Origin of the sequence: Nocardioides sp. NBC_00163, assembly GCF_045206295.1 — a bacterium.
In the GTDB taxonomy this organism is placed as follows: domain Bacteria; phylum Actinomycetota; class Actinomycetes; order Propionibacteriales; family Nocardioidaceae; genus Nocardioides.
Genome location: NZ_CP108155.1, coordinates 5,675,865 through 5,700,794 on the forward strand (window position 1 = coordinate 5,675,865; position 24,930 = coordinate 5,700,794).

Sequence of the window (24,930 nt, forward strand, 5' to 3'; positions counted from 1 at the left end):
AGGTCCTCGGATCCCGGAACCGACGTCCCTGCCCGCTGGTGACGACCTCGATGAGAGTGGGAACGGGACGGCCGGGTGCGTCGCGCCCGTGAGGAGACGACATGTCCGAGAACAACCGGATCCTGGTGGGCATCGACGGGGGAGCGGGTAGCCGAGTGGCGATCGCCTACGCCGCGGCCGAGGCCGGCCTGGACGACGCCGACCTCTGGCTGGTGCACGTGACTCTGTCCCAGCCGGCCGATGTGATCGGCCCCTACCCCTACCCATCGTTCGGAGAGGACGTCCGCCGTGCTGGGAACGAGCTGCTGGAGAAGGCCACCGAGGAGGCGGTCGCGTACGTCGGTGCCGAGCATGTGACCGCGACCCTCCTGGAGAGCTCCGTGGTCTCCGGTCTGGTTCACTGCGCTGCCGCCGTCCGGCTGGTGGTCCTCGGTGACGATCGCAGGCAGGGCCTGGAGCGCATCGTGACCGGGTCGGTCACGAACCGGGTGGCGGGCCACGCGCCGGTCCCGGTCGTCATGGTGCCGAGCGGCTGGTCGCCTGAGGACCCGACTCGCCGCGTGGTCGTGGCGGTCAAGGACTGCGTCAGCTCGGCGGGCCTGCTCGCCCAGGCTCTGAAGCACGCGGCGGACCGGAGCGCGGAGCTGATCGTGCTCCACGCCTGGCAGCTGGAGACGGTCTACGACGACATGACCGTGGCGCACCTGGACATGAGCGACTGGGAGAACAACGCTCGCCGCGCCCTGGAGAACGCGCTGGACCGCGCCCGTCGCCGAGTCCCGCACGCCGCGGACGTGGACGTACGGATCGAGGTTCGCCACGGCCAACCGGCCAGGGAGATCACCGAGGAGACCAGGAACGCCGATCTCCTGATCATCGGCCGCCGCCGGCACTCCTTCCCCCTGGGTCGCCTGGGCAACACCGGCCGTGCGGTCATCCGCGAGAGCCGTTGCCCGGTCGAGATCCAGCCACCGATCCCCGACGTCCTCACCGCCGCCGACCTCGTCCTCGAGCACGACGGCCGGTTCGAGAAGGCCGGTGTCGACCCGGCCCCGGCCTTCTGAGCTGTCCACGAATGCGCGTGGCGCTGGATGCGATGAGTGGCCGACTGCCCGGCGCTGACCCGTCGTGGCACCGGCTCTACCGAGCTGGGGCAGTCTCCGCCGGCCTGGCTGTGGCGCTGTACGTCGCGGCCCTGGTGGTCTTCGCCGTCGCAGCGGTCCCTCCGGTCTCCGGCGGGGAGGAGATGCTCGAGTACGTCGACGCTCATCGGACGGTCTACATCGCGCAGCAGCTGATGTGGCTGGTCCCGAGCCTTCTCCTGATGGTGGTCTTCCTCGCTCTCGCCATGGCGCTGCGTCACCTGGACAAGAGCTTCGCGCTGATCGCGGGCGTGGTCTCGGTCGCCTCGTGGGCGGTGTCGTTCGCCTGGCCGACCACCGGTGGCGGTTCGCTGGCCATGGTCATCCTGAGCGACGAGTACGCGGCCGCCACTACGGCGGCCGACCAGGCCCCCTTCGTGGCTGGCGCCGAGGTCCTGATCGCGCTCAACGATGTTCCGGCCGTGATCGGGGCGCTGCAGACCCTCGGCATCGTGCTGATCTCCCTGCTGATGCTGAAGGGCATCACCTGGAAAGGGCTTGCCTGGTTCGGCGTGGTGACCGGCGGCGTCGGGTTCGTCTCGGAGGTGCTCCGACCTGTCCTCGGCTGGGCCTACGCGTTCTACGGCGTCCTGCTGTTCGTATGGCTGATCTGGACAGGCTTCGCGCTGTGGAGACTGGCAGCGGAGGCAGTCAGCGAGTCGGGTTCACACCCGCCGTCCTGGCCGCGACGGGACCGCGCGTAGCCAGAGGACCAGAGGGACGAGGGTCGCTGCGGCGAGCACGACGAACAACACGACGCCAGCGAGGGTCGCCACGTCGGAGGCGGGATCGGCGCGGTGGCCGAACCACTGGTCGACCGCGACCCCGATCGCCTCGATCATCCAGAAGAACAGCCCGGCTCCGGCGAGGAAGACACCGGCGGGTCGGCGCTGCCAGAGCAGCACGGCCACGATCGCCAGCGCAGGCAGCCAGACCGCGAGGTCCTGGACGTAGATGGGGTTGGTGGTCAGCCCGGTCCCGTCCAGGAAGCCGGGAGGGTCCTCACCCAGATCAGGTACGACGAACCGCAGCCAGGCCAGCGCGTTGAGCGCGACCACGGTCAGGATGAAGGCGGCGATGCTGCGCGCCGGCAGTTTGCTGTCCGGCTCCAGGAGCGGCAGGGGGTCGAGCAGCGAGCTGACCAGTGACCACAGCGACAGTCCGAGCAGGGCGACGTAGGCCAGGAACAGCTCGTTGAACGGAGTGGCATACACCAGCAGGGTGGCGTTGTAGGTGAGGTAGCCGAGCGCGCCGATCAGGGCAGCCCGCCCCTGGACCGAGCCTCGAGTCGACGTGATGAGCCCAACCGCGAGCACCGGTAGCGCCAGGGCGAACATCGTGAGCGCTGTGCCGCGCGCGGAGCCGTTCATCACCGGCGTGCCGTTGAGGATCCCGTCCACGAAGAACGTGGGAGCGGCAGCGACCACCACCAGCGCTGCGACGGCGGCACAGAGGCCCCGGGTCCGCCGACTGATCACGTCGAACCGGCCTCTTCTGTCTGCCGCGCCGGTGTCCACGCCACCACGAGCGCACCGGTCACGAGGTAGATCACCTGCAGGAAATGGAACCCACGGATCGACGCGACCTCTCCGGCGATCCAGAACACCATGATCGTTCCCGCAACGATGCTGGCGAGCTGCCAGCCGGGGCTGCGTTTGGCAAGGGCGGCGGCGGCGATCAGGGAGCTGCCGCCTACGACGGCCATCAGGATCACGCCCGGGAAGTAGTTGCTGGGGAAGTCGGTGTCCCGGACCCAGGATGCCTGTTCGGGAATCCAGTCGGTCATCAGCGCGAGACCCCCGGCCGTGGCGCTCAAGCCGTTGAACAGCAGCAACCCGAGCAGGACCTTGCTCTTGCGGCTCATCGCGCCTCCGTCGCCGGGGACATGGGGGTCACCCCTCATGACGTGACCACGCTAGGCACCGCTCGAGGTCTCGAAGCAGTGGCGAAGGTCCTCGTGACCCTGCGCCAAAGTCCTCACGACGAGAGTCCCGGGAGACTCAGCGTGTGACCAACGACTACCGGCGTCGGGGCCTTGGTCCCGGAGCCGGAGGAATCCTGGCCCGTCCGCCCGTCCCCGGCCAGCCGGGAAGGTGACCACATGAGAGGTTGGGTCTGGTCGGCCGTGGCCGCCATCGTGGCCGGTTGCGGCATGGCCGCACTCATGGTGTGGTCCGTGCCCTTGACGGTCGGTTGGTGGGCGGGCGCGAGCTTCATCACTCTCTCGCTGTTGGTGTGCCTGGGACCCGACACGGGCCCGATCCAGTGGAAGGTCGTCCTCGTCAGGAGCCTGCTGTGGCCGACCACGGCGCTGGCCGCGGCAGGACTCATCTACGCGCTCGGTTGGACGAGTGGTCTGCTGGTGACCGCCGCGGGACTCGCCGCCGCATGGGAGATGGGGTGGCTCGGCTGGCCACCGCGCACCGTGCGACCGGTGAAGCGCCGTCACCGGACGGGCAGGCGGCGGGCGCGCGCAGAGACAGAGGCTGTGGCAGCGTCAGTGGCAGGAGCGATCAGACCACATGTGATCGATCCGGTCGAGGCTGTCTTGGCGGTCACAGACGGGCTGACCGACTCCGACCTGTGCATGGCCTGGCGATCCAGCTATGTGGCTCTCGACCGGGCCATGGACCCGGGCGCGAAGCTGCGGGCGGTCGAGATCCGCGAGCTGCTTCTCGACGAGCTCGGGCGACGCGACGGCCCAGGACTGGAGGCATGGTTCAGGTCCGGTGCCCGGGCGGCAGGTGGGCCGGACCGCTACCTCGGGGCGCAACGCCTCGGCCGTGGCGAGCCGCGTGCTGAGCCTCGGGCGCCTGAGGACCTTTGACCCGACCTGTCCGACCTACGTCCCTGGCACCGTGCGCAATCGGCGGGATTCGCTGGAGGCCAATGGAGCGATCACCCGATCACCCGATCTCGTGAGGGAGGACATATGACCGCGACCTCGAGTCCTGGCCGGCAGGCCACGGTGGGCGAGGAGCCCTCGGGTTCTCCGACCCGCCCGCTGCCACCGCTCGAACCCAGGGTCGTGGTCGGCGTGGACGGCTCCGAGGCCAACCGAGCCGCGGTGGCGTACGCGATCGCCGAAGCGGCTGCCTCTGGCCGGCCGCTCGTGCCGATCGGCGCCGTTCGACACCCGGTGGGACAGCAGGACGGCGCCGTCGACGGGCGCCGGTGGCCCGTGCTGAAGGAGATCGAGCGTCAGGCCGAAGCTGCAGATGCCGGCGTACGGACGGTGTCGTTGATCGAGTTCGACCACCCGGTTCCGGCTCTGCTCGGGTACTCGGACGTGGAGGATCTGCTGGTTGTCGGCAAACGCGGCCTCGGGGGTTCACCTCGGTTCCTGGTCGGGTCGACGGCGATGAGGGTCGCCGGTCGAGCCCTCGGGACCGTGGTGGTCGTGCCGCCTGGCTGGAGCCCTGCGGACCACCGAGGGGAACCAGTGGTCGTCGGCGTGGACCCGGACAGTCTCCATGCGCCGGTGCTGCGGGCCGCGCTCGAGCGGGCCCGCCGCGACGGGGTCGAGCTGGTGGTGATGCACTCGGTCAACCTGCGTCCTGTGCTCGTCTGGGACCCGACCGCCAACACACCGCTAGTACGCGACGGCCAGGAACGCCGCACCGTGGATCTCGAGGCAGCGATCGAACCGCTACGTGAGGAGTATCCACAGGTCCACGTCACGATCGAGCGAGACCGCGGCCACGCCGCCGGCATCATCTTGGCCAGGTCGATCGGCGCTCAGCTGATCGTGCTCGGGCGACGCCACGACGCGCGTGGCACCTGGGGCCTCGGGCCGGTCGCACGCGAGGTGATCCACAACGCAGAGGTGCCTGTCGCCGTGGTGCCCTGCCCGTCCGAGCCGGCCGACTGCTGAGCCGGTGCTGTGATGGACCTTCATCCCGACCTGTCCGGACCATGGCCTCTCGACGCGGCGCATGGGTGACGAGTGTGCTGGAGAAGTCCGTGAGATCGAGCCGGAGGAGCTGTGTGGTGCGATGACGTACGAACGAGACCAAGCGAAGGTGGTGGTCGGTGTCGACGGCTCCGAGCGCAACCGAGCCGCGGTCGACTACGCCGTCGCTTCGGCGCTGGCGACGGGCGGCCCGCTGATGCTGGTCGGGGTGGTCGACGTCGGCGTCCCGGATGGACGCGAGGCCGATGCGGACGCGAGCCACGAGTGGGTGCTCCTCGAGGACATCCGCGACCGCGTGCTGGCTGCGCATCCACAGCTGAGCGTGCGTACGCTCGTCCGGTTCGGCCACCCGGTCTCCGCATTGCTGGCGACCGTCGGCGTGCGTGACCTGCTCGTCGTCGGGAAGCGCGGTATGGGTCCCTTGCGCAGCATGCGCGTCGGGACCACCGCGCTCCGGCTCGCCGCTCGGGCGTCGTCTCCGCTGGTGGTGGTGCCGCCGGTGTGGAGCGCGCGGCCTCATCACCCGGGCACCATCGTCGTCGGTGTCGATCCGGCGGCGGACGACGAGGAGTCGCTCCGGCTGGCGTTCCGGGAGGCGATGCGGTCCGAGGCACCGCTGCGCGTCGTGTCCGCAGTCGACCTGCGTCCCATGCTCGTCTGGGACAAGGTCCTGGGAGCGCCCCTCTATCGGCAGTGGGAGCAGCGCAGCGTGGCGGCGTTGGAGGAGCTGGTCGGTCCGTTCCGAGACGAGTTTCCCGGCGTCGCGGCCACGGTGGTGCGAGACAACGGCCATGCGGCCGACGTACTGACCGACCACGCAGGCGACCCCCAGCTGATCGTCCTGGCTCGAGATCATCGCAACGGTGCCTCGATCGGATTGGGTGCGGTGGCACGGGAGGTGCTCAACAGCGCCGATGTCCCGGTGCTGGTCGTCCCCGTTGCGCGGCTGACGGGTAACGGCCGATCGGCACCGATGTCGGACTCGACGGCCGGGGCCGCCTAGAGCCTCCGGCTGTCGGCCCAGGGGGTGGGCCGAGCCGGGGAAGACGCCCGGTGGAGGCTGGTTACGCACCAGCCTCCACCGGGCAGTTCATCCGTCGAGCGGCGCGCGCCAGCCCAGCCGGGTCTCGCCGGGTTCGTGGTCGCCGATCGACACGGCTCCGCCGAGCTCGGTCGCGCGCTCTCGGATGTTGCGCAGCCAGCTCCCCGTCGTGCTGAGGCCTCCGCCGTCGTCAGTGACCTGGAGGCGCACCCACCGGCGGCCGTCCGCGTCGGTCTCGACGCCAACCTGGACGGAGACCCGGGTGGCTTCCTCCTGCCGGGCGATGCCCGAGAGGACCTGACGGAGCACGGCGAGGAGCTCGTCGCTGATCGTCCGCGGCAGGGGCGTGTCCAGGGGACCAGTGGTGCGGAGCTCGGGAGTGAAGCCGAGGGCGCCGGCGTACTCGGCGAGCAGCGCGTGCAACGAGTCGCGAATCCCCTCCGACACGTTCGGCTGGAGCTGGAAGACGGTGGAGCGGATGTCGCGGATCGTGCTGTCGAGGTCGGCGATCGCCTGGTCGATGCGGTGCTGCACTCCGGGACCGGTCGCCTTCGCCCGGGTGCCCTGAAGGAGCAGACCGGTCGAGAACAGGCGTTGGATCACCAGATCGTGCAGGTCGCGGGCGATCCGGTCACGGTCGGTGACAAGTGCCCCCGCCTGGTGCTCGGCGACCGCCTGGACGCGATCCAGCGCCACCGCCGCCTGGTCGGCGAACGAGGTGAGGAGATCGTGCTGGGCCCGGGCACCCAGGAGGTCGGAGACCACCGCGACGACGACCGCGTGGCCGTAGAGGTGGCCGCGCAGGGGCGCCAGCAGGACCACGGATCCGTCGGCCACCGCCACGGGCGGCACGCTCTCACCCTTGGCGGCGGTCTCGAACGCGTCGTGGGCCGTGATGCAGGTGGCGAGGATCTCGGCGGCCAGGATCCCGTCCGTGGCCAGCACCTCGGGGCCGCCACTGCGTTGCCGAACCACACCGACGCCGTCGGCGCCGCAGGCCGGGCGTATGCAGCTGGCGATCAGCTCGACCGCATGCTCGGTCGTGGTCGGCATCTGGAGGGCGTTGTACATCCGCGACGACGCGGCGAGCCAGGCGCCCTGCCGCTCGGAGGCCGCGAGCACCCGGGCGTTCTCGATCGCGGTGCCGGCCGCGGCGGCGAACGCCGTGAGCAGGACCTCGTCCTCCTCGGTGAAGGTCCGGCCATCGGCCTTCTCGGTGAGATAGATGTTGCCGTACACCCTGCCGCGGATGGTCACCGGAATGCCAAGGAACGATGTCATCGGTGGATGGTGCGGTGGGAACCCGTAGGAGGCCGGATGATCCTGTAGTCGTTCGAGACGGATCGGCCGCGGGTCGTTGATCAGCAGCCCGAGGATGCCGCGTCCGAGGGGGTGCGGTCCGATCCGGTTCCGGGTGGCCTCGTCGATCCCGTGCTGGACGAGCTCCACGAGCGTACGGTCGTCGCCGAGGACACCGAGCGCGCCGTAGCGGGCGTCGGTGATGGTGCAGGCAGAGCGCACGATCCGGTCGAGGACCCGGGGAAGGTCCAGATCGGAGTTCAGTACGTTGACGGCGTCGAGCACTGCCCGCGCAGCATCCGGCAGCCCCGTCTCCGGCGATGCCATGACGTTCACTCTAGACCTGCAGCACCGGGACTTCTCGGTAAAGGACTACGGAGCCCCTACCTCGGTGATTTCGGCCTCGAGATCACCGAAAGCCGACGGGCGGTCACGGTCGACAGTCCTACGGCGCCGGGGACGAAGTGCCCGCCCGGCGCGGACCCCGTTCCCTCGCCCCGACGGTGCGACGGCGGTTGGCTGAGGGTGTCCGGCCAAGACCGGCCGGCGAGACCGTTGGAGGAATGATGACTTCAATCTCCACACCAGGCTCCGCGACAACGCTGCCGGGGCACTACCCGCTGCCCGCCGCGCGGATGCTGGCGGCGCTGAGGATCGCCTTCGGGCTCACCTTCCTGTGGGCCTTCTTCGACAAGCTGCTCGCGCTGGGCTTCCACACCGGTGCGATCACCAACGAGGCCGGCGCCCGCACCGGCATCGACTTCTTCGCCGAGGACGCAGCCTGGATCAACGGTGGCAGTCCCACCGAGGGCTACCTGTCCAACGTGCCCGAGAACAACTGGCTGCAGGGCATGTGGAACGACATGGCGGGTCAGGCGTGGGCCGACTGGCTGTTCATGATCGGGCTGCTCGGCGTGGGCCTCACACTCACCTTCGGCATCGGGATGCGGGTCGGGGCCATCGCCGGCGCGACGATGTACGCGCTGATGTGGTTCTCCAGCTTCCCGCTGGATCAGAACCCGATCATCGACGATCACCTGCTCGGTGCGCTCACCCTCGGCGTCCTGGCGCTGACGTACTCCGGTGACACCTGGGGCTTCGGCAAGCAGTGGGCACGGATGCCGCTCGTCATGCACCACCCGTGGCTGCGATGACGAGCTACACACGTACGTTCGGGGAGGTCGGCATCGCCGACGTCCCCCTCGTCGGTGGCAAGAACGCCTCCCTCGGTGAGATGTACCGCAGCCTCCACGATCGTGACATCCGCGTGCCCAACGGGTTCGCCGTCACGGCCGACGGCTATCGCCACTTCCTGCGCGCCGCGGGCATCGACTCGGCTCTCGTGACGGTCTTCGCCGATCTCGACGTCGACGATCGTGAGAACCTCGCCGAGCGCGCCGCCCGGGCTCGAAGTCTTCTGCTCTCCGCGGAGCTTCCCCGGGACCTGGCCGACGAGATCGTGGCGGCCCACCGGGCGCTACAACTTGAGTACGGCAGTGACGTCGCGCTCGCGGTCCGGTCCTCGGCAACCGCCGAGGACCTGCCGGACGCGAGCTTCGCCGGCCAGCACGAGTCCTACCTCCACGTCCAGGGCGAGGAGGCGCTGCTCGACGCGGTACGCCGCTGCTTCGCCTCGATCTTCACCGACCGGGCTGTCGACTACCGTGCCCGGCACGGCTACGACCAGCTGTCGGTGGCGCTCTCTGTCGGAGTGATGAAGATGGTGCGCTCCGACCTCGCCTGTTCGGGGGTCACCTTCACGCTCGACACGGAGTCGGGGTTCCGGGACGTCGTCTTCGTGACCGGCTCCTACGGCCTCGGTGAGAACGTCGTGCAGGGCCTGGTCGAGCCCGATGAGTTCTACGTGCACAAGCCGACGTACGCAGCCGGGCACCGTGCCGTACTGAGCCGCCGCCTCGGGAGCAAGGCCGTGCGCATGGTGCTGGGGGAGACCGAGCCGGTGCGGAACGAGCCCACGCCGCCGGCCGACCGCGGCCGCTTCTGCCTCACCGACGAGGACGTGCTCGAACTCGCCGGCGCGGCGATGACCATCGAGCGCCACTACGGCAAGCCGATGGACATCGAATGGGCCAAGGACGGCACCGACGGACTCTTGTACGTCGTCCAGGCCCGCCCCGAGACGGTGGCCGCGAGACGGCGGCCGGCAGTCATGACCCGATTCGTGGTCGAGGCGCACGGCGACCTGCTCACCACCGGCCGCGCGGTCGGTGCCAGGGTCGGCGCGGGCCGCGCCCGGATCGTCCGCAGCATCGGGGAGGACGTGGGCTTCGCCTCCGGTGACGTGCTGGTCGCAACCAGCACCAGCCCCGACTGGGAACCATTGATGAAGATCGCCTCCGCCGTCGTCACCGAGCACGGCGGGCGCACCTGTCACGCAGCGATCGTCGCCCGCGAGCTCGGCATCCCCGCTGTGGTCGGCACCGGTGACGCGACCGGCACGATCACCGACGGCGAAGAGGTCACCGTCTCCTGCGCGGAAGGCGATGACGGCCATGTCTATCGCGGCCTGGCCGACTTCCACGCGAACGAGGTCGCCACCGAGCTGACCGCGCGTCCGCGGACACACGTCATGCTCAACGTCGGCAACCCCGGGATCGCGTTCGAGTCATCCTTCCTGCCCAACGACGGGGTCGGACTGGCGCGGATGGAGTTCATCCTCGCCGAGCACGTTCGCGTGCACCCGCTCGCCGCGCTGCATCCCGAGCGCATCACCGACGCCGACCAGCGTGCGGAGGTCGAGCGCCTCGTCGGCGACGACGGTGCGGCGTACGTCATCGAGCGGCTGGCCGAGGGCATCGGCACGATCGCCGCGGCCTTCCACCCCAAGCCTGTCGTCGTGCGCCTCTCCGACTTCAAGACCAACGAGTACGCGGCGCTCCTCGGAGGTGCGGCCTTCGAGCCGGCCGAGCCCAACCCGATGCTCGGTTTCCGCGGGGCTGCTCGCTATGCCCATCCGGCCTACACCGAGGGCTTCGCCCTCGAGTGCGCCGCTCTTCGCCGGGTTCGCGAGGAGATGGGGCTGGAGAACGTCGTCGTCATGGTGCCGTTCGTCCGCCGCCTCGACGAGGCCGACCGGGTGCTGGCCCGGATGGCGGAGCTCGGGCTGCGCCGTGGCAAGCGCGGTCTGAAGGTCTATGCGATGTGCGAGATCCCGTCGAACGTCATCCTCGTCGACGAGTTCGCCAAGCGGTTCGACGGGTTCTCGATCGGCAGCAACGACCTCACCCAGCTCACCCTCGGCGTGGACCGCGACAGTGAGCTGGTCGCCTTCGACTACGACGAGCGTGACCCTGCGGTGGAGCGGATGATCGCCCTCGCCGTCCAAGGCTGCCGGCGTCACGGTATGCACTCCGGCATCTGCGGTCAGGCGCCCTCGGACCACCCCGAGGTCGTACGTTCCCTCGTCAGGCTCGGCATCGATTCGATCAGTGTCACGCCCGACTCGGTCCTCGCGGTCACGCAGACCGTGCTCGCAGCCGAGGGGTGAGCCGTGATCGGCGACCAAAGACCCTTGCCTCGGGCCCAGGGTCCCTGTTCGGCGACCGCCTCGCGGCCCGACGCTGGAGACATGGCTGAAGTGATCAAGGGGCGCAGAGACCTCATCCTGGCGGGAGTCGACGGCAGCGAGGCCGGGCTCGCCGCCGCCCGCTATGCCGCCGCTGAGGCGGCCCGGTCCGGTGCCGTGCTGCACCTGGTCTACGTGGTCGACCCGTACGCACCGCCGCTGCCGACCTGGCCGGTGGCGCCCACCGCCCCCGACTCCAGGATGGGCCAGCTCGGACGAGCGATCCTCGCGGAGGCGGAGGACGCAGTCACGGACAGCGGCGTGGTGGTGACGACGGACCTCCTGCTCGGCCTGCCGGCGACGGTGCTGGCCCAGGAGTCCGCCAAGGCACGCTTGGTCGTGCTGGGTGACCAGCCGCGCACGCTGCTCGACCGGATCATCACCTCCTCCATCCTCGCCCCGGTCGCGGCTCACGCGCCGGTGCCGATGGTCGCCGTCCCCGCCACCTGGGTTCCCGGAGACGAACCCCGCGAGATCGTCGTCGGGATCCAGGACGCTTCCGGCTCCATCGCTCTCGTACGCCGCGGGCTGGAAGTGGCGGCCGAGCGGGGCGCGCCCCTGCGGCTGCTGCACGCCTGGCACACCTTCGGGGCCTTCCAGGACTATCTCACCGTCGGGAGCGAGGAGCAGGCCTGGATCGACCGGGCCGAGCGGGAGCTCACCGCCACCCTGGGCGCGGCCCGAGCGGCCTCGAGCCCGGCGGCAGCCGGAGTCGACGCCCGGGTCGACGTCGTGCACGCCCAGACGGCGTACGCCCTGGTGAACGCATCCCGCACCGCGGATCTGTTGATCCTCGGCCATGGCCGGAGCTTCCGCGGCTTCGGGCATCTGGGCGGGACTGCCCGGGCGGTGCTTCGCGAAAGCATCTGCCCGATCGAGATCGACCCGTCCGTGGCACCGGCATTCGAGGGGGACGCCGGAGCCACGGACGGGGTCACGTCAGCAGAGAGTCGGCCGGTCGGTGCCGGCCGTCAGTGACGAAGGAGAAGGCGATGTACCTGGCAGCACGATGGTTTCCCGGTCACCTGACCGAGCTCGACCGCGCCGAGTGCGTGGAGCTGCTCGAGCGGAGCGAGGTCGGAAGAGTCGCCTTCGGAGACCCGGACGGGCCGCTGGTCCTGCCGGTCAACCACGTCATGGTGGATGACCGGATCGTGTTTCGTACCGCGCCGCGCACGGCGATCGCGGACCACGTCGGCACCGGCCAGGTGTCGTATCAGATCGACGAGTTCGACTCCTACACCTCCTCGGGCTGGAGCGTGCTGGTTCGCGGGACGGCGGAGCTCGTCGACGGCGTCTGGCTGAGGGCGCACGACCTCGAGCCGGAGCCATGGGCCGACGGCCGGCGGACCCTGTACGTCTGCATCACGCCGACCCAGATCACCGGCCGGCGTGTCGTGCCGGTCTGAATCGCACGGAACAGACGAGTAGACGGAATAGGCGGAAGAGTCGAGATGACGTACGCAGCAATCCCCGAGGGCGCGGTCCTGGTCGGGGTCGAGAACTGGCCGGCAGCGGCCGAGAGCGTGTCGTGGGCGGTCGAGCAGGCCTACCGCGACGGACGTGACGTGGCGCTCGTCCACGTGGTGTCCGCCACGACCCTGGATACGCCGCCTGGATTCCGCGCCGGCGCCCCCTCGGAGCCCGAGCAGGCTCATGGGTCCGTGGTGCAGGCGAGCGCCGAGCGCTTTGCCGAGCGTCGCCTCGACGCGCTCTCCGGAGTCTCGGGGTTCGCCGGTCACCGGCGCCCGGAGGTGACCACGACGCAGCAGGTCGGGTCGGTGATACCCGTGCTCGTAGCCGTGTCCGGCCGCGCCTCGCTGCTGGTGCTCGGGTCGCGGGGCAAGGGACCGATCGGCAGCTGGATCCTCGGCTCGGTCAGCCGGTCCGTCGTCGAGGACGCGCGGTGCCCGGTCGTCGTACTGTGCCCGGGCGCCGGCGGCGTGGGCCGCGGCGTGCTCGTCGGCATCGACGGGACCAGCGACTCCATCCCCGCCCTGGAGTTCGCCTTCGACCAGGCCGACCAGCGGAACCTGCCGGTGACGGTGCTGTACTGCTACCGCGCCGGCAGCACGGAGCGGCCCGACGACGACCGGGTGCTGGTCGCGGAGTGTGTGGCCGGACTCCGGGAGCGCTATCCGGACCTGCACCCGCACCTGCGGATCCAGGCCGGAAGCCTCGGACACGCGCTCGCGGAGCAGGCCCAGACCATGCACATGGTCGTGGTCGGCGGTGGGGGAGCGGTGGCCCATCACCTCCTGGACCACGCGCACAGCGTCGTCGTCACCGTCCCGACAAGCTACTCCCGAGCAGGTACGACGCCTCCGGCCAATGCGGTGTGAGCCCTGGTCCCGGAGGGAGCCTGGGCGGCGAGGGTGCGGCGGAGCCGGGCGAGCGGACCGGGGTTGTCGATGCCGACCGCGCCCACCTCGATGCCGCCTCGCCGGTAGACGATGAACCCGGCCTCCCGCTCCTCCTCGTCGGCCGCCGTCGTCTCGCCGACGACCTGGATCCGGTGCCCGTGCCAGGTCGACCAGGCGAAGGGGACGGAGGCGAAGACCTCGGTGGCTCCGGCGGCGTTCGCGCCGGCGACCCGACCCTGCTCGCCCGCCGCGATCCAGTGCTCGCTGCGCTCGCCGTCGACGCACGCCACGTCACCCGCGGCCCAGACCCCGGGCGCACTGGTGGCGAGCCGGCGGTCGCAGAGGACCCCGCCGGTGCGGTTGTCCAGGGCGACGCCGCTACCGGCGAGCCACGTCGTCGCCGGCCGGGCGCCGATGCCCAGGACGACGGCATCGGCGGCCACGGTCTCACCGGTGCTCAGCTCGACCTCGTCGACGCCGCGGTCCGAGCCGATGTCCTGAGCCTGTCGAAGGGTGCGTACGCCGGAGACGGTGGTCCGGGTGAGCAGCCTTACGCCGGCGTCGGTGTGCAGCTGCATCAGCCGGGCGGCCGCGAGCGGGCCGACCGCGCGTTCCAGCGGTCGGCTGCTCGCCTCGACGACGATGACCTCGATACCGCGGGCACGGGCCGCCGAGGCGATCTCGGAGCCGATGAACCCGGCGCCGACGATCACCACCCGGCGCGAGCGCGCCAGGGAGTCGCGTACGGCGAGCGCGTCGTCGTAGCGACGGAGCACCTGTACGCCGCGCACTCCGGACAGCCCCGGCAGTGTCGTCGCCGTGCTGCCGGTGGCGATCACGAGTGCGTCGTAGCCGAGGTCTCCGGCGCTGGTGGTCACCGTGCGGCGCTCGGTGTCGAGGCCGTGGACCCGCACCCCGGAGAGGTGGTGCACCCGCAGTTCCTCGATCACCTCGCTCGACCGCAGCACCGGCACGCCGGGCTCCTCCTCGCTGGAGAGAGCCGCCTTCGACAGCGGCGGCCGGTCATAGGGCGGGTACGGCTCGTCGCCGACGATCGTGATCGGCCCGGACCAGGCGGCCTGACGTGCGCCCTCGACGGCGCGGAGCCCGGCCAGCCCAGCGCCGACGACCAGAAGTGATGGCATTGGTCTTTCCTCCACTCGATGGGTCGTGCTCAGCCGAGGAGGCGGAGCGCGGAGACCGGGCAGGAGTCGACGGCTGCCTTGACGTACCCGCGGTCCGGGTCGGGCACCTCGTCGTTGAGGACGTCGACGAGGCCGTCGTCGCCGATCTGGAAGTAGGTGTCGGCCTGGGCCTCGCACATGCCGATGCCCTCGCACACCGACTTGTCCGCTTCGATGACGCTCACAGCATGGACTCCTTCAGCGGGATGAAGTCGACCTTCTCGCGTACGCCGCAGTCCGGGCAGCACCAGTCGTCGGGGATGTCGCGCCAGGCGGTGCCGGCCGCGAAGCCCTCGAGCTCGTTGCCGACGGCGACCTCGTAGACGTAGCCGCAGCCGGGGCAGCGACCGGCCGCGACCTCGTCGTCGAAGGCCTGCCGGGTCACGTCGATCTTCAAGGTCTCCTCGCTCGCCGGCTCGGCGGGCGGTGGGAAGGTGGCGAGCAGCTTGTCGAGCCGGCCGGGGCGTACGTTGGCCAGCCGTACGTCGCCGTCGAAGTGAGCGACCACGCGCTTGTCCATCACCCGGCGCCACAGCGGCGGGATCAGGGCCAGCACGATCATCCCGGCGTAGCCGGTCGGCAGCGCCGGCGACTCCCGGTAGTCACGCAGGGTCTGGTAGCGCCGGGTCGGGTTGGCGTGGTGGTCGCTGTGCCGCTGCAGGTGGTAGAGGAGCACGTTGGTGGCGATGTTGTTCGAGTTCCACGAGTGCATCGGCAGCACCCGCTCGTAGCGCCCGGAGCTGGTCTTCTGGCGCAGCATCCCGTAGTGCTCCAGGTAGTTGACGACCTCCAGCAGCGAGAACCCGATGACGGCTTGGAGGACGAGGTACGGCAGGATCCCGACGCCCAACCAGAGCGTCATGCCGGTCCAAAGGGCGGCGCTCATCAGCCAGGCGTTGAGGACGTCGTTGCCGAGGTGGAACGGGTGGGTGCCCTTGCGCCGGTAGCGCTTGGCCTCCAGGCCCCACGCGCTGCGGAGCGACCCGAACACGGTGCGGAACCAGAACCCGTAGAGGCTCTCGCCCATCCGGGAGGAGGCCGGGTCCTCCGGTGTCGCGACACGTACGTGGTGGCCGCGGTTGTGCTCGATGTAGAAGTGTCCGTAGAAGCTCTGCGCGAGGGCGATCTTGGACAGCCAGCGCTCGTGGCTCTCCTTCTTGTGGCCGAGCTCGTGGGCGGTGTTGATGCCGATGCCACCGATGAACCCGATGGTGAGGGCCAGCCCGACCTTGTGCGCCAACGGCCAGTCCTGGGTCGCGATCAGATACATCGCGAAGGCGAACCCGGCGTACTGGATCGGCAGGAACGCGAAGGTGATGTAGCGGTAGTACCTGTCCTCCTCGAGCTCCTCGATGACGTCGTCGGGCGGGTTGGAGCGGTCCAGGCCGGCTGCGAAGTCGATGAGCGGGACGATGCCGAGGACGACGATCGGGCCCGTCCACAGGAACACGCCCCACCCGGTCAGGACGTAGCCACCCACGGCGATGAAGGCGAAGGACGGGACCACGAGTCCGAGGAGCCACAGATAGCGCTTCCTGTCCCGCCACCTCTCGGTGGAGCCCCTGTCGACGGTGCCGCTGGCGCCGAGTGTCATCTGCTGCCTCCTGTGAGTTCGGTTACGACCACTGTCAGAATGGACGTACGAGGCAGCAGAGTCTCTGGCTGATCAGGCCGAATCGATCACCGATAACTGTGCGTATTCACAGTCGTGTTGGCGAGGAACGTGTCGTGGTAGTCGAGCGCCAGGAGCAGGTCGCCGGCTCGCTCACGCAGCGGATGCCCGAGGAGCCGCTCGGCCTGGGCGACGCGGTAGCGGATGGTGTTCTTGTGGATGCCGAGCCGCTCGGCGAGCCGGTCCGCCGTCTCGGCCGAGGTGAGCACCTCGCGCACGGTCTCGCGGAGCCGGCCGTGGGGCGGATCGGCCAGTCCGCGCAGCGTCGTACGGGTGAACCGCTCGGCGGCCTCCGAGTCATGGGCGACGAGGACCAGGGCGGCCACGTCGTCGTAGGCGGTCACCGGTTCTCGTCGCCCCGGCGCCAGGGCGACCCGCTGAGCCGCCTGCGCGTCGAGATGCGCCGCGACGAAACCGTCGAGACCGCTTCCGCCGACGCCCACCGTCACCCGTACGGCTGTGGGGTCGATCCCGGTGTCGGTCACGCCGTCCGGTCGCTCGCCCAGCGCGAGCCAGGCCCACATCTCCCTTCCTCCCGGGCGCACCAGCACCGAGCGGGCATGGCCGGCCCGGCGGGTGACGGCGGCGAGCGCAGGCTCCAGCTGTTCGATGGAGTCGGCGGTGAGCGCGTGCGCGACCAAAGCGACGTGACCGGGGATGTTGATCGGGTGGCCGGCCAGTGCGGCGGACAGCTCGGCGGGGGAGACGCTCCGGGTGTCGAGCGCCTGGGAGACCACCTCGAAACGCCGCGCGTCCCCGCGCTGCTGGATCCGGGTCGTCTCGGCCTGGTGGATCAGCACCGACTGCTCGACCGAGGAGCCGAACCACGCGGTCGCCTTCGTCCAGAACCAGACGAGCAGGGCCTCGTGGTCGAGATCGCCGGGCGCCTGCCGGACGACCTGCACCGCGAAGTCCCAGCTCTCCTCCTGAGCGCGCTGGTAGACCTTGAGCAGCAACGGCAGACCGAGATGGCGGCGCGCTGCCTCGAGCGCGATGGCGTGTGCGGACGGGACCAGCTCGAAATCCGCGTCCGGCAGCGTGATCCGGTCGAGGAAGGCGTACCAGTGCTCTTCGACGGCCTTCAGGAGGAGGGGGCGGAGATCGGCCAGATCGATCTCGCCGTCGGCCAGGATCGCGTCGGCGGTCGACGCGGCCCAGCGGGCGACCTCCTCGGGCCGGCGCTGGTCGTCGGCGAATGCCGCCAACCAGGCACTGATCTCGGTCATCGCACTCACCCCTTCGACGCGCCGGATTCGCGCAGTCTACAAACGCCGGCTGCGAGAGGTCGGCCCGGAGACGAGGCTCAGATCTGCATCCGGAGGATCGCGCCGGGCCAGGGCTCGGGCTGTCCGGTGTCGACCGTGAAACGACGCTCCAGTGCGAACCCGAATCCTTCGTACGTCCGGACGAGCGCCTGGTCGTCTCCGGCGTAGCAGTCGAGCCGCAGCTGGGCGACACCTCGCTGTCGGGCGATCTCGACGGCGTCGTCGACCAGCGTCCGGCCGATGCCGGAACCGCTCCGGGCACGATCGGTGACGAGCAGCTGCAGGTAGAGCTCGGGGATCGGCGCGGGATCGACGTACGGCAGTGGTTCGTCGGCCAGGACGCAGACCCCGACCACCTGCCCGTCCGTCTCGGCGATGCGGACGGTGCGCTCGGAGAGCATCGTCCGGATCTGCTCCACCCGAGCCTCGACGGATGAGAACGGCGCCTCGCCCCACTGTCCGGTGCGGCCCTGCGAGGCGAGCCAGGCGACCGCGGCATCGAGGAGACCCATGGCTGCAGGGAGGTCGCTGACCGACCCGGTTCTGACGCGCATGGAGCGAACGCTGGCACGGCCCCGATCGGCTGTCGAACGGTTTGGACGTGGTGCTCGTAAACCAGTCGCGGGCACCGAAGAGGGCCGCTATCGTATTCCCCGATGGGTACTCTGAAGCGATAGATCGGGACGCTGCGTCGAGTCTTCTCCGCAGTGGGTCCTGAGCGACCGCGCCGTCCGACCGGCGCGCTCGAGGTCCGTTTTCCGACCCGTCGCCACGAGGAGTGTCCTCTTGTTCCCGTCTGCTTTCTCTCCCTCCACCGTACGCAGTCACCGCGTCTGTGAGCTGCGTTCGGCCACGGTCCGGTTCTCCGACCGGATCGTCCTCGACCGCGTCGACCTCGCCGTCGGCCCGACCGACCGACTCGCCGTCATCGGAGACAACGGCGCCGGCAAGTCGACGCTTCTGGACCTGCTGGCGGGTGTGGTGACGCCGGTCGCCGGTGAGACCCACGTCGTCATCCCCGGTGGCATCGCACACGCCGCGCAGGAGCCGCGGTTCCCGGCCGGAGCGACGGTGCGAGATGCCGTCGACCTCCTGCTCGCGGACCTGCGGGCGCTCGAGTCGCGCATCCAGCGTTGCGCTGAGCGCCTGTCCATCGCCGGCGGCCAGGACCAGCCGGCGCTGCTCGAGGAGCTCGGTGAGCTGATCGACCTGTTCGAGGCCCGCGACGGCTACGGCGTCGACCGGCGTATCGACGCCGCGCTCGACCAGCTCGGTCTGGGCGCTGTCGACCGGGGGCGTCCGGTCGAAGGGCTCTCCGGGGGCGAGCGCGCCCGGCTCGCTCTCGCCGTGGCGCTGTCGGCCAATGCTGAGGTGCTCCTGCTCGACGAGCCGACCAACGACCTCGACGATGCGGCACTGGCCTGGCTCGAATCGCAGCTGGACGCACACCGCGGAGCCATGGTGGTGGTCACCCACGACCGGGCCTTCCTCGAGCGGAACGCCTCTGACATCGTCCAGGTACGCGACGGCGGGCTGCGCCGCTACGGCAACGGCTACGCCGGCTTCCTCGTGGCTCGCGCTACGGAGCGACGCCGCCAGGCCGAGCGGCACGAGGAGTGGAAGGCCGAGCTGGCCCGCAACGAGGCACTCGTCGCGGCGAACGCGTTCAGGCTCTCCGCGATCCCGCGCAAGCTCGAGCTCGACGGGTTCGGTCACGGCGCGTTCCGGGCGCGCAGCCGCGACCACGGTGCGATGGGCCGGATCCGGATGGCCAAGGAGCGTGTCGCCCGGCTGCGGGCCGATCCCGTCGCGCCGCCACCTGAGCCGCTCCGGTTCGCCGCCGGTCTCGGGTTCGATCGGTCGCCGGCCGAGGGACCCTACATCGCTCTTCGTGACGTACGCCGTGAGGCCGATGCCCAGCTGCAGATGGCCGAGTGGTCCCTGAGCGCCGGGGACCGCTGGCTGGTCACCGGACCGAACGGGGCCGGCAAGACGACGCTCCTGCGGCTGTTGGCCGGCGAGCTCGCTCCGGATTCGGGGACCGTCGAGCGCGCCCCGGGGGTGCGGGTCTCCTGGCTTCGCCAGGACGTCGCGGCGCCTCCAGCGGGCTCGGTCGCCGGCGTTTTCGCGCGCACCGTGGGGATCCACCTAGAGGACGCCATCGAGCGCCTGCGGCGGTTCGGGCTGTTGCGCGAGGAGGAGATGGGCCGCCCGGTGCGGGCTCTCTCGGTCGGGCAGCGGCGCCGTCTCGACCTCGCGGTCGCGCTGGCAGACCCTGGTGACGTACTGCTTCTGGACGAGCCGACCAACCATCTCGACCCCGAGCTCGTCGAGCAGCTCGAGGACGCCCTGGACGCGCACCCCGGCGCCGTCGTCACCGTCACCCACGACCGCCACTGGATCCGCCGCGCCACCGGGGCGCGGCGCGTACGTGTGCACGGCGGCGGTCGGGTGGACGTCGTCGGCTGAGGTGCTCTAGGAACGAGGCATCAGACCCGCGCCAGGTAGCCCGCGGTGAGCGCGACCATCTCCTCGAGCACGGCCTCGCGCGGGTAGGGCGGTCGATCGAGCACCCAGCGCAGCGCGATGTTCTCCATCGCCACCACCAGCACCCAAGCGGTGATCTGCGGGTCGGGGCGGGTCAACCCGACCGATCCGGCCCGCAGATAGGCGGCGGTGAGATCGCGTACGCGATTGACGAGTGCGGCGTGGCGATCTCGGTTGCGCGAGGCGGGGAGCTCTTCGGTCAGGACGCGCAGGAGGGCCGGGTCCTGCTCCAGCCCGGCGAGGAGTGCGTCGGCGACCGACCGGATCGCCGGCGTGCCGACGGTGCTCGCCTGCAGTGCCAGCGCCGAGGCGGTCCGCTCGGAGACGTCGTCCCAGTAGCGGCTGATCACGATGTCGAGGATGGCGGACTTGTCGGAGAAGTACTGGTAGAGCGAACCGGGGCTGATCCCGGCGGCGACCGCGACGCGGTTGGTCGAGAACGTCTCGTAGCCGTCGTCGACCAGCACCTGGCGTCCGGCCTCCAGGATGCGCTCGACCGTCGCCCTCGAACGGGCCTGGGTGGGTGTCTTGCGCATGGCTCTACGTTAGGCAGAACGCGAATTGAAAGCGAGCTCTGGCTCGCATCACGCTGTAGGTATGACCACACTCGCGCAGCAGGGCACCCAACCCACCGGATTCCCGACACGTTTTCGCGAAGGCGAGGCGCGCAGCCGCCGTCTCGGCCGGCCGTTGCGCCTCCTGGGCCGCATCGACGAGGTCGACGAGGACCTGATGGAGCGGATCGGGCGGGCGTTCGGCGAGCGGGACGAGGCCGGCGCGCGGCTGGCGGAGGCGATCCGGATGCGAGCCGGGACTCCGGGCAAGGTCACCATGACCCAGCTGCGTACGGCCCTGGAGCACGGTGTCGCGGCGGTGGAGTCCCCGCCTCCGGTGCTCGCCGACTTCTTCGCGCAGGTCGAGGCCACCCCGGACTGGGTCGACTGGGACCTCGTCGACGAGGGCAGCCGCGTGTTCACGCGACTCGGCCAGAATGCGGCCGACGTGCTCCTGCAGCTCTCGCTCATCAGCGGCTACCGGTTCGGCGGCCCGCCGGACCTGCTCGTGGCCACCGGCGGTCTGACCGGTGGCACCACCCGGCGGCGCCTGGCCGAGACCCAGCACTGGGCGGTGAGCCTGCGTACGCCCGGCGCGCTACGGCCACCGGAGCCGGGGACCGGTTCGGCCTCAGGTGAGGCTTGGCGGCTCACGGTCCACGTCCGGGCCATGCATGCGCTGGTCAACGCCGGGTTCGAACCCAGGTGGGACACCGGCAGGTGGGGGCTGCCGATCAACCAGGCCGACCAAGCGGCCACGCTGGGCCTGTTCGACGGCGTACTCATCATCGGGTGCCGGGCACTGGGAGTGCCGATCTCCAGGCGGGATGCCCGGGCGCTGATGCATCTGTGGAAGTACGTCGGCTGGCTGATGGGCGTCGACGAGGACTTCCTCGTCGACGACGAGTGGGAGCGGCACCGGATCAACTACCACGTGCTGCTCTCGCAGGCTGAGATCTCCGAGGCCGGCCCGCAGCTGGCGCAGGCGGCGGTCGAGGTCCAGCGGGATCGCAGCTACCCGGGCTGGCCGGGCTCCTTGGAACGGGTGCGTGGCCGGTACGAGACGGAGCGGCTCCTCTCGATGCTGACCGTCTTCCTCGGGACCAGGTCGATGCGCGAGCTCGGCCTTGCGACGAGGCCCCCGTGGGCGCACGCCTACCTGCTTCCGCTGAACGTGCTCAGGTACCGGGTCCTCGGACGGACCGCGAAGGGCCGGGCTCGCCTGGAGCGGCGAGGTGAACGAAATGCGGCCTCGTTACTGGCCAGCTACTTCGGCTCTGAGCGCGCGGCGGTCGGCGACCTCCCGGGGTGAGTGCGTCAGCCGCGGGTGGCGCCGGGAGGGGTGAGGGCGGCCTGGAGGGTGCCGTCGATCAGGGCGGCGGCGTCTGCCGCCTTGATCTCGCCCCGGTAGACGGCGCCGGAGGCGGCGTGGAGGACGCTCTGGAGCAGGGTCAGCTGCCACTCGAGCGGCTGGTCGTCGCGGAAGCTGCCGTCGCCGCGACCGCGCTCCATGAGCGGCTTCCAGCGGTCGATCAGCCCGATGTGGACCGCCTGGAACTGCTCGTGGGGCATGCTCTGCTCGGCCGCGACGATCAGCGCGCCGTACTGCTGCGTCAGCCGCCATGACGCCTCGAGGAGTCGGCTGAGGGCCGCACGGGGGTCGCCGTCGAGGTCGACCGCACCGAGGGCCTCGTCGGACTGCTGGATCGCGCGTTCGACGACCTGGGTGACCAGGGTCGCCCGGGACTCGAAGTGGCCGTAGAGCGTGACCCGTCCGACGCCCGCCGCCTTGGCGATGTCGGCGACGCTGACGTCGGGATCGCGGGCGAGGCAGGCGGTCGCCGCGTCCATGATCGACTCGATGTTCTTACGTGCGTCGGCGCGCTTGAGGGTCGTCACGGCCGGAACCTCCCACGAGATGTTGAGGATCAGGGTATCGGCTGCCGTGCGGCCGGCCACGCGCACATCACCTTGGCGCGGACGGTTGCGCCGAGGCGACGGTAGAACCGGATCGCGGCGTCGTTGTCGGGTTGTACGCCCCAGGTGATGGTGAGGCCGCCGGCACGCTTCGCCAGCGCGGTCATCAGCCGCCTGCCGACGCCGGCGTCGCGATGGCCGGGGCGGACGTAGAGGTCGTCGAGGGCGATGATGTCGCCGCCCGACCACAGGTGCAGGCGGCGTACGGCCGAGACGTAGCCGACCGGCTCTCGGTCGATCTCGGCGAGCAGCACGATGATGTCCGGGCGCTCGAGGTAGCCGGCCCACTGAGCGGCGGTCACGGTGACGGAGCCGGACTGGGCCTGATGGGCGGCGATCTCGCCGATGAGCGTGCGGACGGTCTCGGCGTCCTCCGGGGTGGCCTGGCGTACGACGACGTCGGCGTGGGCGGTCATGCTGGTTCCTGGTCTCTCGCGGCCTGGGCGTGTGCGTGGCTCCCGGAGTACTCGGCGGGGCGCGCGAGCATCGCGGCGAACATGAAGAGCAGCATGAGTACGTGGCCGAGCAGCATCAGGCCACCCGCGTCGATCACCCCGGTCCAGAGGAAGGGGAAGAGGACCACGAAGCCGGCGTACATCGCCGCCGACATCTCGACGATCGGCCTCGACCCGTGGCCGCGGAAGCGCATCCAGGCAGCCATGGGGATCACCATCGTGGTGGCCATGACCAGCGAGTCGACGTCGGCGCGATGCACCCACGCGCTCTCCGGCCGCCCGCCGACGGCGAGCTGCCAGAGCGGGTAGAGCAGCATCATCCCGACGGCCATCGCGATGACCATCTGGAGGTAGTGGAGCGCGAACGAGAGCGCGCGGGGTCTGGGGCGGTGGGTCTTCGTCATGACTGGGTCTCCTGATGGGGCTCTTGGTGGGTCTCCGTGGATGTGGGTCGACCGGGGATCAGTGCCCCGGCGAGGACGGCGGCGAGCGCAGCGATCACGGCCGCGACCAGGTAGGCCCTCTCGAAGCCGTCGGTGGTGCCGTCGACGAGGCTGGCCGCGGCGACGCCGGACATGACCGCGGCGCCGAGTGAGGCGCCGAGCTCGTGGAAGGTGCTCAGGATGCCTGAGGCCACGCCCGCGAGCTGCGGCTCGACCTGGCTCAGGGCGGTCGCGGCCGCGACCACGAAGAGGACGCCGAGGCCGGCGGAGCCGACGCTGACCGCGATCACGGTGGACAGCGTGCTCATACTGATCGCGGGTACGACGAGCCCGGCGGCGGCGACGAGCAGCCCGGCGATCCCGAGGGTGCGAGCGCCGAGACGGCCGATGAATCGGCCGGCCAGCTGCGCGCCGACCATGGTCGCGGCGGCGACGGGGAGGAACAGCAGCCCGGTCGTGAGTGGCCCGTGTCCGGCGGCACTCTGCAGGTAGAACGTCCCGAGGAAGAACACCGCCACCATCAGCCCGGTCGCGACGAACAGCACGAAGGTGCCGGACAGGACCGGCCGCCGGGTGACCAGCGCCGGGTCGATGAGGGGGTGGGGCGTGCGTCGCAACCAGCCGGCCAGGACGACATATCCGACGATTCCGCCCGCGAGGAGGACGAGGGTGCGGGTCGAGGCCCAGCCCTCGTCGCCGGCCTCGATGAAGCCGAGGATCAGCAGCCCGGTGGAGGCAGTGACGATCAGTGCGCCGACGAGGTCGAGACGTACGTCGCCTCCCCAGGCGGGGAGCGCCGGGAGCTGCCGGGCCAGGATGATCGCCACGACGACTCCGACGGGCACGTTGATCAGGAACACCCACTCCCAACCGGGTCCGGCGGTCAGGGCGCCGCCGAGAAGTACGCCGATCGCCGCTCCGCCGGCGCCCAGCGCCGACCAGATCCCGAGCGCCCGGTTGCGCTCCTCGCCGTCGAAGAGCCGAACGACGATCGAGAGGGCAGCGGGCGAGAGCATCGCCGCCCCGACTCCCTGTGCGACCCGCCCGCCGATCGCCAGCTCTGCGCTGGTGGCGAGACCGGTGGCCAGCGAGGCCACGGTGAAGGTCGCGAGCCCCGCGAGCACCACGGGCTTCGGGCCGAACAGGTCGGCAGCCCGTCCGCCGAGCAGCATCAACCCGCCGAACGCGAGCGTGTACGCACTGACCACCCAGGTCAGCGCATCGCGCCCCAACCCGAGATCGGCGCCCATGTGTGGCAGTGCGATCGCCACCACGGTGACGTCGAGGATCAGCATGAACTGCGCCAGCCCCAGCAACCCGAGCAGCCGCCATCGGCGCGGGTCGGCGGTCTGGGCGACGGCTTCGCCGGCGTTGCTGTCTGAAGTCATGGCGTATCTCCTGAGGGCGCAAGTCGAACATTGATGTACGAGATACTAACTCGAACATCGGTGTTCAACAACGGAGTTTCTCGGGACGTCACCCCTTGCA

25 protein-coding genes are annotated in these 24,930 nt (G+C 70.4%); 12 read left to right on the plus strand and 13 right to left on the minus strand.

All coding sequences use genetic code 11. From position 1 onward, the window contains the following. The first annotated feature begins 101 nt into the window (after positions 1 to 101). Together OG801_RS27145 and OG801_RS27150 are read left to right on the plus strand one after the other, a co-directional pair. Positions 102 to 1,064 carry a universal stress protein gene (locus tag OG801_RS27145; protein WP_406032142.1) on the plus strand — a complete coding sequence of 321 codons (963 nt, stop codon included), beginning with the start codon at positions 102 to 104 and terminating at the stop codon, positions 1,062 to 1,064. Between the two features lie 11 nt (positions 1,065 to 1,075). Further along, positions 1,076 to 1,846 (plus strand): hypothetical protein, encoded by a 771-nt coding sequence (locus tag OG801_RS27150; RefSeq protein ID WP_406032144.1) that lies wholly within the window; start codon positions 1,076 to 1,078, stop codon positions 1,844 to 1,846. Here the strand turns inward: OG801_RS27150 and OG801_RS27155 are convergent. Both OG801_RS27155 and OG801_RS27160 read right to left on the minus strand, forming a co-directional pair. After that, positions 1,808 to 2,620, minus strand: a complete 813-nt coding sequence (locus OG801_RS27155; protein WP_406032146.1) for a hypothetical protein — start codon at positions 2,618 to 2,620, stop codon at positions 1,808 to 1,810. The two genes, OG801_RS27150 and OG801_RS27155, sit on opposite strands and share 39 nt — an antisense overlap. Further along, on the minus strand, positions 2,617 to 3,006 hold the full coding sequence (locus OG801_RS27160; RefSeq protein WP_406032148.1) for a hypothetical protein: 390 nt from the start codon (positions 3,004 to 3,006) through the stop codon (positions 2,617 to 2,619). Before OG801_RS27160 ends, OG801_RS27155 begins: the two co-directional genes overlap by 4 nt. A 237-nt stretch (positions 3,007 to 3,243) precedes the next feature. On the opposite strand from OG801_RS27160, the gene OG801_RS27165 reads away from it, so the two are divergent. The 3 genes from OG801_RS27165 (at position 3,244) to OG801_RS27175 (ending at position 6,058) form a co-directional block, all read left to right on the plus strand. Further along, positions 3,244 to 3,969 carry a hypothetical protein gene (locus tag OG801_RS27165; protein ID WP_406032150.1) on the plus strand — a complete coding sequence of 242 codons (726 nt, stop codon included), beginning with the start codon at positions 3,244 to 3,246 and terminating at the stop codon, positions 3,967 to 3,969. Between the two features lie 105 nt (positions 3,970 to 4,074). Next, positions 4,075 to 5,016: a universal stress protein gene (locus tag OG801_RS27170; RefSeq protein WP_406032152.1), complete on the plus strand. Its 942-nt coding sequence runs from the start codon at positions 4,075 to 4,077 to the stop codon at positions 5,014 to 5,016. Positions 5,017 to 5,137: 121 nt separating this feature from the next. Beyond that, positions 5,138 to 6,058, plus strand: coding sequence for a universal stress protein (locus OG801_RS27175; RefSeq protein ID WP_406032154.1), 921 nt, complete (start codon positions 5,138 to 5,140; stop codon positions 6,056 to 6,058). An 87-nt stretch (positions 6,059 to 6,145) separates the two neighbouring features. On the opposite strand, the gene OG801_RS27180 is transcribed toward OG801_RS27175, so the two are convergent. Next, entirely contained in the window at positions 6,146 to 7,723 is a 1,578-nt protein-coding gene (locus OG801_RS27180; protein ID WP_406032156.1) for a GAF domain-containing protein, read from the minus strand. Positions 7,724 to 7,962: 239 nt separating this feature from the next. Between OG801_RS27180 and OG801_RS27185 the strand changes: the two genes are divergently transcribed. From OG801_RS27185 to OG801_RS27205, 5 genes are all read left to right on the plus strand, one after another. Then, positions 7,963 to 8,550, plus strand: coding sequence for a hypothetical protein (locus tag OG801_RS27185; RefSeq protein ID WP_406032158.1), 588 nt, complete (start codon positions 7,963 to 7,965; stop codon positions 8,548 to 8,550). Beyond that, a complete protein-coding gene (gene ppsA, locus OG801_RS27190) occupies positions 8,547 to 10,904 on the plus strand; it encodes a phosphoenolpyruvate synthase (protein ID WP_406032160.1) in 2,358 nt (785 codons plus the stop codon). The genes OG801_RS27185 and ppsA overlap by 4 nt, the downstream gene beginning before the upstream one ends. Before the next feature lie 81 nt (positions 10,905 to 10,985). Next, a complete protein-coding gene (locus OG801_RS27195) occupies positions 10,986 to 11,960 on the plus strand; it encodes a universal stress protein (RefSeq protein WP_406032162.1) in 975 nt (324 codons plus the stop codon). A gap of 14 nt (positions 11,961 to 11,974) precedes the next feature. Then, the gene (locus OG801_RS27200; protein WP_406032164.1) at positions 11,975 to 12,391 is read left to right on the plus strand and encodes a pyridoxamine 5'-phosphate oxidase family protein; all 417 of its coding nucleotides are present in this window, start codon (positions 11,975 to 11,977) and stop codon (positions 12,389 to 12,391) included. A gap of 45 nt (positions 12,392 to 12,436) precedes the next feature. Continuing rightward, positions 12,437 to 13,324, plus strand: a complete 888-nt coding sequence (locus OG801_RS27205) for a universal stress protein (RefSeq protein WP_406032166.1) — start codon at positions 12,437 to 12,439, stop codon at positions 13,322 to 13,324. On the opposite strand, the gene OG801_RS27210 is transcribed toward OG801_RS27205, so the two are convergent. The 5 genes from OG801_RS27210 to OG801_RS27230 all read right to left on the minus strand — a co-directional run bounded on the left by OG801_RS27210 (position 13,282) and on the right by OG801_RS27230 (position 18,020). Next, positions 13,282 to 14,490, minus strand: coding sequence for an NAD(P)/FAD-dependent oxidoreductase (locus OG801_RS27210; protein ID WP_406032167.1), 1,209 nt, complete (start codon positions 14,488 to 14,490; stop codon positions 13,282 to 13,284). The two genes, OG801_RS27205 and OG801_RS27210, sit on opposite strands and share 43 nt — an antisense overlap. Before the next feature lie 29 nt (positions 14,491 to 14,519). Then, entirely contained in the window at positions 14,520 to 14,714 is a 195-nt protein-coding gene (locus OG801_RS27215; RefSeq protein WP_355017060.1) for a ferredoxin, read from the minus strand. Then, on the minus strand, positions 14,711 to 16,123 hold the full coding sequence (locus OG801_RS27220) for a fatty acid desaturase (protein ID WP_406032168.1): 1,413 nt from the start codon (positions 16,121 to 16,123) through the stop codon (positions 14,711 to 14,713). The genes OG801_RS27215 and OG801_RS27220 overlap by 4 nt, the downstream gene beginning before the upstream one ends. A gap of 86 nt (positions 16,124 to 16,209) precedes the next feature. After that, positions 16,210 to 17,427, minus strand: a complete 1,218-nt coding sequence (locus OG801_RS27225) for a PucR family transcriptional regulator (RefSeq protein WP_406032170.1) — start codon at positions 17,425 to 17,427, stop codon at positions 16,210 to 16,212. Between the two features lie 77 nt (positions 17,428 to 17,504). Beyond that, positions 17,505 to 18,020 (minus strand): GNAT family N-acetyltransferase, encoded by a 516-nt coding sequence (locus OG801_RS27230; protein WP_406032171.1) that lies wholly within the window; start codon positions 18,018 to 18,020, stop codon positions 17,505 to 17,507. A gap of 286 nt (positions 18,021 to 18,306) precedes the next feature. Between OG801_RS27230 and OG801_RS27235 the strand changes: the two genes are divergently transcribed. Continuing rightward, positions 18,307 to 19,935: an ABC-F family ATP-binding cassette domain-containing protein gene (locus OG801_RS27235; RefSeq protein WP_406036311.1), complete on the plus strand. Its 1,629-nt coding sequence runs from the start codon at positions 18,307 to 18,309 to the stop codon at positions 19,933 to 19,935. A gap of 20 nt (positions 19,936 to 19,955) precedes the next feature. Here the strand turns inward: OG801_RS27235 and OG801_RS27240 are convergent, their stop codons facing one another. Further along, positions 19,956 to 20,549, minus strand: a complete 594-nt coding sequence (locus tag OG801_RS27240; RefSeq protein WP_406032173.1) for a TetR/AcrR family transcriptional regulator — start codon at positions 20,547 to 20,549, stop codon at positions 19,956 to 19,958. Between the two features lie 61 nt (positions 20,550 to 20,610). Here OG801_RS27240 and OG801_RS27245 point away from each other — a divergent pair, with 61 nt between their 5' ends. Then, a complete protein-coding gene (locus tag OG801_RS27245; RefSeq protein ID WP_406032175.1) occupies positions 20,611 to 21,879 on the plus strand; it encodes an oxygenase MpaB family protein in 1,269 nt (422 codons plus the stop codon). 5 nt (positions 21,880 to 21,884) lie between these two features. On the opposite strand, the gene OG801_RS27250 is transcribed toward OG801_RS27245, so the two are convergent. From OG801_RS27250 to OG801_RS27265, 4 genes are read right to left on the minus strand one after another with little or no spacing between them, the layout of a single operon-like run. After that, positions 21,885 to 22,526 (minus strand): TetR/AcrR family transcriptional regulator, encoded by a 642-nt coding sequence (locus tag OG801_RS27250; RefSeq protein ID WP_406032177.1) that lies wholly within the window; start codon positions 22,524 to 22,526, stop codon positions 21,885 to 21,887. Continuing rightward, on the minus strand, positions 22,496 to 22,960 hold the full coding sequence (locus OG801_RS27255; RefSeq protein ID WP_406032179.1) for a GNAT family N-acetyltransferase: 465 nt from the start codon (positions 22,958 to 22,960) through the stop codon (positions 22,496 to 22,498). The genes OG801_RS27250 and OG801_RS27255 overlap by 31 nt, the downstream gene beginning before the upstream one ends. Next, entirely contained in the window at positions 22,957 to 23,403 is a 447-nt protein-coding gene (locus OG801_RS27260) for a hypothetical protein (protein WP_406032181.1), read from the minus strand. Before OG801_RS27260 ends, OG801_RS27255 begins: the two co-directional genes overlap by 4 nt. Continuing rightward, a complete protein-coding gene (locus tag OG801_RS27265; RefSeq protein ID WP_406032183.1) occupies positions 23,400 to 24,830 on the minus strand; it encodes an MFS transporter in 1,431 nt (476 codons plus the stop codon). The genes OG801_RS27260 and OG801_RS27265 overlap by 4 nt, the downstream gene beginning before the upstream one ends. Positions 24,831 to 24,930 lie beyond the last annotated feature (100 nt).